Annotated in this window: 1 protein-coding gene; it reads left to right on the top strand. The window is 58.3% G+C overall.

Features of this window, described 5'->3' with window-relative positions; translation table 11 throughout:
- On the top strand, positions 1-245 hold a 245-nt coding region (locus AC1DY5_RS57750), incomplete at its 5' end, for a transposase (protein WP_478123059.1).
- Between the last annotated feature and the right edge of the window lie 460 nt (positions 246-705).

Genomic DNA, 705 nt, shown 5'->3' with positions numbered 1-705 from the left:
AGTACATCGAGTCCACCCAGGGCCAGCTGAGCATGCACATCCTGCCGGGCTACGCACCCGACCTGAACCCGGACGAGTTGGTGTGGAGTCATGTCAAGCGCACTGGTGTGGCTCGCAATCCCTTGCGAGCCGGCGAGAAACTCGAAATCCGAGTCGACCAGCAACTGCGCGACATGCAGAAGAATCGCCGGCTGGTTCGATCATTCTTCGAAGCGCCTTCTGTCTCCTATATTTCTGACTGCTGAGTAAGTGCCTCATCGGCCAGCCGCACAGCCTCCTGAAGGTCAATGTCAACCGGCGCGTCGCCGTCGATAGCCCTCTCCGGGCGAACATCATCCTCTCGCATGCGGGAACCAATTCAGTCTGGCTTGAACTCTGTCGGCCGGCGTGCTCATTGATAGTTTTGTCCTACGACTTTGCACGCTGCCTGCCCACCCTTGAGTCTGGACCGCCGTGGCATCTTTGATAGGGTGTCAAAATGGAAGAAGCTCGTGCGGACGATTCAGGACCTGTCCAAGGAAGACAACCATATCTATGTCGCTTGCACAGTGAAAATGCACCGATGCGGATCTTTTCCTTCGTTGTTGTTTGTGCGGCGTTCGCGGCCGGGGTCGCCCTAATCAGCGACAAGGTCACGCTGCAGGGCGAGCGCACGGTCTACACCGTCAAGTGCCGGCAGGGCAGTTGGCAGGGTCTGCGCTGCAG

The sequence above is a fragment of the Variovorax sp. P4_D9 genome (assembly GCF_056401695.1).
Note: the sequence above shows the minus strand (reverse complement) of the source record. Positions and strands in the feature narration are given on the sequence as shown.